General features: G+C 65.7%; 6 protein-coding genes. 2 read left to right on the forward strand and 4 right to left on the reverse strand.

The window, feature by feature from the left end:
• Window positions 1-181 precede the first annotated feature (181 nt).
• Window positions 182-1480 (forward strand): alpha/beta fold hydrolase, encoded by a 1299-nt coding sequence (locus tag I6U14_RS01470; protein ID WP_296896288.1) that lies wholly within the window; start codon window positions 182-184, stop codon window positions 1478-1480.
• A gap of 98 nt (window positions 1481-1578) precedes the next feature.
• On the opposite strand, the gene I6U14_RS01475 is transcribed toward I6U14_RS01470, so the two are convergent.
• Window positions 1579-2289 (reverse strand): rhodanese-like domain-containing protein, encoded by a 711-nt coding sequence (locus I6U14_RS01475; RefSeq protein ID WP_296896290.1) that lies wholly within the window; start codon window positions 2287-2289, stop codon window positions 1579-1581.
• On the opposite strand from I6U14_RS01475, the gene I6U14_RS01480 reads away from it, so the two are divergent.
• Window positions 2284-2868, forward strand: a complete 585-nt coding sequence (locus I6U14_RS01480) for a Uma2 family endonuclease (protein WP_296896292.1) — start codon at window positions 2284-2286, stop codon at window positions 2866-2868. The two genes, I6U14_RS01475 and I6U14_RS01480, sit on opposite strands and share 6 nt — an antisense overlap.
• 187 nt (window positions 2869-3055) lie before the next feature.
• On the opposite strand, the gene I6U14_RS01485 is transcribed toward I6U14_RS01480, so the two are convergent.
• The 3 genes from I6U14_RS01485 to I6U14_RS01495 form a co-directional block, all read right to left on the reverse strand.
• Window positions 3056-3448: a type II toxin-antitoxin system VapC family toxin gene (locus I6U14_RS01485; RefSeq protein ID WP_296896294.1), complete on the reverse strand. Its 393-nt coding sequence runs from the start codon at window positions 3446-3448 to the stop codon at window positions 3056-3058.
• Window positions 3445-3702 carry a hypothetical protein gene (locus I6U14_RS01490; protein ID WP_296896295.1) on the reverse strand — a complete coding sequence of 86 codons (258 nt, stop codon included), beginning with the start codon at window positions 3700-3702 and terminating at the stop codon, window positions 3445-3447. The genes I6U14_RS01485 and I6U14_RS01490 overlap by 4 nt, the downstream gene beginning before the upstream one ends.
• 546 nt (window positions 3703-4248) lie before the next feature.
• Window positions 4249-5865: a hypothetical protein gene (locus tag I6U14_RS01495; RefSeq protein ID WP_296896296.1), complete on the reverse strand. Its 1617-nt coding sequence runs from the start codon at window positions 5863-5865 to the stop codon at window positions 4249-4251.
• Window positions 5866-5942 lie beyond the last annotated feature (77 nt).

The raw sequence follows: 5942 nt of genomic DNA on the forward strand, positions 1-5942 counted from the left end.
TTATGTTTGTTGTTTGCAAGGAGAAGTCGGCATACGGGGTGCTCATGAGTCGCGTGGGCTGGGAAATGGTTACAAGAGCCAGCCCCTCCGCCGCTCCATCCAGGTTCATTGCAGCTCACTCCCCATCACCCGCATACTCCAAGCCCCGTGCGGGCCGTACCGCCGCAGCCGGAGCCCGCGAATGCCGCGCATCAAGCTCGACTTCCAAAACCCAGACGGGCACACACTCTCCGGCCTGCTGGAGACGCCGCCGCCCGACGTTCCGACGCTGCGCCATGCGCTCTTTGCGCATTGCTTCACCTGCGGCAAGGATATCGCTGCCGCCTCGCGCATCAGCCGGGCGCTGGCTGCCCGCGGCATCGCCGTGCTGCGCTTCGACTTCACCGGGCTCGGCAACAGCGACGGCGACTTCGCCAACACCAGCTTCACGTCCAACGTGCAGGACCTGATCGCCGCCGCCCGCGCGCTGGAGGCCGAGCATGCGGCGCCTGCCATGCTCATCGGCCACAGCCTGGGTGGTGCGGCGGTGCTGGCGGCGGCGCAAGAGCTGCCGAGTGTGGAGGCGGTGGTGACCATCGCCGCGCCCGCGAGCCCCAAGCACATCGAGCACCTGTTCAGCGGTGTGCGCGGGGAGATGGAGACCACAGGCGCCGCCGAGGTCCAGGTGGGCCACCGCCGCTTTCGGATCAAGCGCCGGTTTCTGGACGACCTGGAGCACCACGCCGACGCCGAGCACATCAAACGCCTGAAACGGGCGCTCCTGATCTTCCATTCGCCGGCTGACGAGATCGTGCCCATCGGCGAGGCGGCGAAGATCTATCAGGCCGCCAAGCACCCGAAGAGCTTCATCTCCCTGCACGACGCCGATCATCTCCTCACCAACCGCGAGGACTCGGAGTACGTCGCAGAGACCCTGGTGGCCTGGGCGAGCCGCTATCTGGGCCTGCGCACGCATGCGCAAGAGGTCGGGCTGGGAACGACCCCCGAGGTCGCACCCAAGGAGGTCGTCGTCACCGAGCGGGAGGGGCGCTTCCTGCGCGGGCTCTACACCGAGCATCACCAGCTTCTCGCAGACGAGCCGAAGTCCGTCGGCGGCACGGATCTCGGGCCCTCACCCTACGACCTGCTGCTGATGGCGCTCGGCGCCTGCACCTCCATGACCATCCGCATGTATGCAGACCACAAGGGACTGCCGCTGGACGATGTCGAAGTGCGTCTCAAGCATGAGCGCATCCACGTGGACGACTGCGAGGCGGACTGCGATGAAGAGATCCGCGCCGGCGCCGACAAGCAGGGCCGCATCGAGCGCATCGAGCGCCGCATCGCCCTCACCGGCGACCTCACCGAGGCGCAGCGCGCCCGCCTGCTCCAGATCGCCGACCGCTGCCCTGTACACCGCACCATGGAGGGTAAGCCGCTGTTGGTGGCGCGGCTGGCTGAGGAGAGCGGTCCGTCCTCACGGCCCAACGCCGGCGACTGACACCGATGTTCTCTGCGCCTTTGCGTCTCTGCGCGAGATATGCTCTTTGCCGGCCGCGCATCAGTTCTTTACGTCGGATCAGCGATCCACATCAAGCCTCAAAATGCGAACTCCATCTCCCGAAAGATCCGCCCGGCATTGCGCCGCGCCAGCTCCTCGAAGGTATCCAGGTGTTGGTAAGCGGACTGGTCCACCTCATAGGCATCGGTCAATCCACCGCCGGCGTCGATGAGCGTGCCGATCTGCTCGCGCATGTAGACTAGATAATCCTTGGTGTACTTGGTCACCTCGGCCATGTCCGTGGGCCCGCCGTGGCCCGGGATGACAATCTCCGCGCCCAGCGCCTCGAAGGCGTTCCAGGTGTCGATCCACCCAGAGGTGTCCGTGTCCTCGAACACCGGCAGCCCGGCGTCGCGCCAGGCGGAGAAGCCGTCGGCGTAGTTGTAGACCCGCGTGTAGCCCATGCGGGCCAGGGTCTGCGCGGCCAGGGGGCTGCGCAGATTGGTGCCGCAGTAGACAACCACCGGCGTCTCCCGCTCCGGCACCGATGTGCCGATCTGCAGCTCCAGCCAGCCGCGGGGGATGTCCAGATGCCGGGGCGCATCGATGCTGCCACCCGCCCGCCAGGCCTCCCCGCCGGTGCGGATGTCCACCACCGCGGCGCTCGGATTGCGCTCGATCAGCGCCGCCAGCTCCTCCGTGTTGATGTCCTGCACCGCCGCCTTGGCCTGGTCCAGCAGCTCCTCACCCGTCGCCAGCGCGATCCGATCAGCCCGAGCCGACCAGCCCAGGAAAGTGGTCTCATGCAAGCCGATGCCTTACCCGCCCCCCGTCCGCATCGCGTCACCGCGCGGGAGTTCCTCCGCATGGGGGAAGCCGGCGTCCTGGACCCAAATGCCAGGATCGAGCTGATCGATGGAGAAATGATCGACATGCCGCCGATCGCCCCGCCCCATGCCGGCCGCACCAAGCGGCTCAACCTGCTGCTGATCGAGGCCATTGGTCGGCGCGCTGTCGTGTCGACACAAGACCCGATTCTACTCGGCGATCTGAGCGCCCCACAGCCGGACATTGCCATCCTCAAGCCACGGGAAGATTTCTATACTACGGCACACCCCCAGGCTGAGGACGTCCTGCTCGTCATCGAGATCGCCGAGGGCAGCGTTCGCTACGATCGCGAGCGCAAGCTTCCTCTATATGCCCGCTTCGCCATCCCCGAGGCATGGCTCATCGATATCCCCGCCCAAGTCATCTGGATTCACCGCGAGCCGGCAAACGGCGTGTACCAGAGCAGTTTCCACCTCGCCGCGCCATATCGAATCAGCCCATTGATGCTCGATGACATCGAATTGGACCTTGCACCCCTGCTGAGCCTCGACGAGCATTGATCTTGGGGGCGGTGGAAACTCGCGTCTAAGCAGCGTCGGACCAACTAGAGGGGGACCAGAGTAGAGCGGGGTCTAACGTGTGGCGCCGTCAGCTCGCCAGATAGAAGCGGTGGCGGAGCCACAATATGCGGTTGCGCGTGCGGTCGGGCACAGCCCCCCAATAGAAGCGATCTCGCCGCGCGGCGCTTCAGATCAATTGGACGCGGCCGATGGCAGGGGGTGCTTTCGCAAAGCGCGCATCCCGTGTCCAAACTGGACAATCCAGAGCATCGGCGAGCGCCAGGTAGGTGGCGTCGTAGGCAGTCAGGTTTCCGCGATAGTCCCAGATGCGCGGCAGGAGCAGAGTGTGTGCGTAGCGCTCTAGGGGGAGGTCCGCCAGGTCGTCCAGTGCGGCGCGGCCACGTGCTGAGGGCAGCTCGCCGTTTATCACATAACGGCGCAATGTCTGGGCGACCTCGATATCGATGAGCTGGGGGGCGTTGAGGACGCGTGCAGGGTCCAGCAGTGTGTCTGTCAGGGCCGGTGCATCGTCCAACCGGAGCAGCAGGTCCACCAGCACGGAGGCGTCGACGACGATCATGTCCGGCGCCGTTCATGCTCCGGCCCTTCGCCGTCGCGCTCGCGCCGCAGTACGTCTGCGGCGGGTTCGCTGACCTGCACGGGCTCGCGCCGGCTGAGGCGCTCGCGCATTTCCTCGGGTGTCGGCCGGCTCGCTAGGCGGCGTATGTGATCGATGAGGTAGTCCGATAAGGACATGCCTGCCATGGCCGCCCGCGCCTTCATGATGCGGTGGAGCTCATCGGGGACGTTACGGATTTGAATGTTTGCGGCCATTGCGTTTGCCTGCTTGCATGCATTCTGCATGAGAGCATGCTGTTGGAAGCGATGGCCTTCTGTCAAGGGCATGGCAGGCGGATTTCGGCGTCGAGGCCATACTGGTCGAACAGGCGCCCGATCTCGTTGAGATACCGGTCGCAGGCGGCGAGGCTGTGCTCCGCCTCGCCGCGGAAGGGCGGCAGGCGGTCGTCGTCGGCTTGCCGCGACCTTGAGGTCGCTAGCGGGCATGGGAAGGGACTCCTTGGAGGAGGTCTGGCAGGGGAGTCGTTTCGCTACCTTGGCCCGTTTTCTGACACGGGACGGTCCTTGTGGCCTGATCTCAAAGGCGCGGGGGCCGTCCGAGATGTGCAAGAGCGCCGAGGATGCCGTTTGGCGGCTTAGGGAAGCGCCGATTTATTGGCGCTTCCCGTGCGGGGCAGGACGCCCCGCCATTTTCGGCGACGTCAGTCGCTGAAAATGAAGGAGCCGGGAAACCGCCCAATGTCTACACAGGCCCGGCTCCGTCTGATTTTTGGGCAGGATGCCCAATAAATCAGCCTCTCCTTAGGCGCTGCGAAGCCCCGTCAGCCTGACGAAGGCGATGGCCGCAAACGGGATGACCAGCGTGAGTGCCATCACTGTCCACAGGAGCGCACCGAGCTCCGCGTAGTCCGCGGGCACGGTGACGGCGCCGTCCTCGCGCACCTCACGGGTGATGCTGAAGATCTGGTTCAGATACTTGGTACCGAGCTGGCTCGCGGACAGGGCCAGGTTGACGAAGGACGACATCACGGCGAAGAAGGTCGCCTTGAGATGTGCAGGGGCGGAGTTGGCGATCCACGCGAGCATCGGGATCATGGCCACCAGCCCGAGCGGCGACTCCACCGCGGTGTCCACCAGGGCGATGAAGCGGGCATCCACGATGCCGCCGGTGCGGGCGGCGGTCCACTCGTGCAGGCCGTAGAACATGGCCAGGTTCGGCAGGGACAAGAGCGCCGTCAGCACCGTGAGAAAGCCGACGATATAGACGATGGAATGGTCCGCCAGGAAGCGGCGGAAGATGAACATGGCCGCCAGTGCCATGCCGCTGCCCACCAGCTGCAGCACGGAGACGAACTGCTGGTCGAAGCCCAGGTCGTCGATCATCCACCAGGTCTGGCCAGCGCCGGGGTTGGGCAGGGCGCGGAAGGCGAAGATGACGACGGCGGTACCGAGCAGGACGCGCGCGGCCTCCGGCGTCAGCTCCTTGAGCAGGCGTGAGATCAGAAACCCCACGATGACCATGGAGCCGACGAAGACGATCTCTTTGTTGTAGGGCAGGTCGCCCAAGCCCACCGCCAGGGTGAAGAGCACGAAGGCCAGGCTGCCGCCGAGGATCCAGGGGTTCGGCTTGGTCTTCTCCTCACCGCCGTGGATCAGGCGCTCGGCGGCTTCCGTCTCGCCAAGGGCGCGCAGCCGGCGCACCTCCCGGTGCTTCAGGATGCTGCCGAGCAGCACGCCGGAGACGGACGCGACGGGGATTGCCAGCGCCAACTCGTAGATGTGGATATAAGTGGCCACCTTGGCGGCCTCGTCCATCGCATCGACGCCGCGGAACAGCCAGACGTTCAGGAGCGCTACGAACACCGAGCCGCCGATGATGGCGACGCGCCCGAGGGTCTGCATGGTGGTGTGCATGAGCCGGCGCTGGTCTGGGTCGATCGGCCGGCCGTGTGCGTCCAGGGTCGGGACGGCTTCCACCGTCATGGCATCGGCGACCACGTCCTGCACCACGTAGCCGAGCGGGGCCAGCAGTACGCTCAGCACATACCAAGCCTCCACGGGCATGACGGCGCCCATGGCCTGCGGCTGCGCCAGCAGGCCCAGCATGATCAGCAGGCTCGCCGTGATCAGCAGCGCGCCGAAGTAGACCAACAGCGACTTCCAGCGCCAGATCAGGTCCACCAGGTGCCCGAGCGGCATCTTCAGCGACCAGGGGATCATGGCCCAGAAGGCCAGCGCGGCGAGCAGCTCGGCGGACAGCCCGAGGTAGTCCTTGACGAAGAAGGTGCCGACGATGGCGGTCAGGCCCTGCACGCCGGCGGCGACATAGACCATCAGCGGCGGCAGGTACGACAGCCGCATCTCGCGGCCGAGTTCGAGGACGTTGCGGTCGAGCCAGTTGTAGAGTCTTGTCTGCATGTTGGGGGGCTATGTGGGTAACTGCGGAAATCCCGGCATCCGTCGCAGTGGTGCTGACCACTCGGGATCGGTATCGC

It is taken from the genome of Thiohalocapsa sp. (assembly GCF_019695415.1).
Lineage (GTDB): Bacteria > Pseudomonadota > Gammaproteobacteria > Chromatiales > Chromatiaceae > Thiohalocapsa.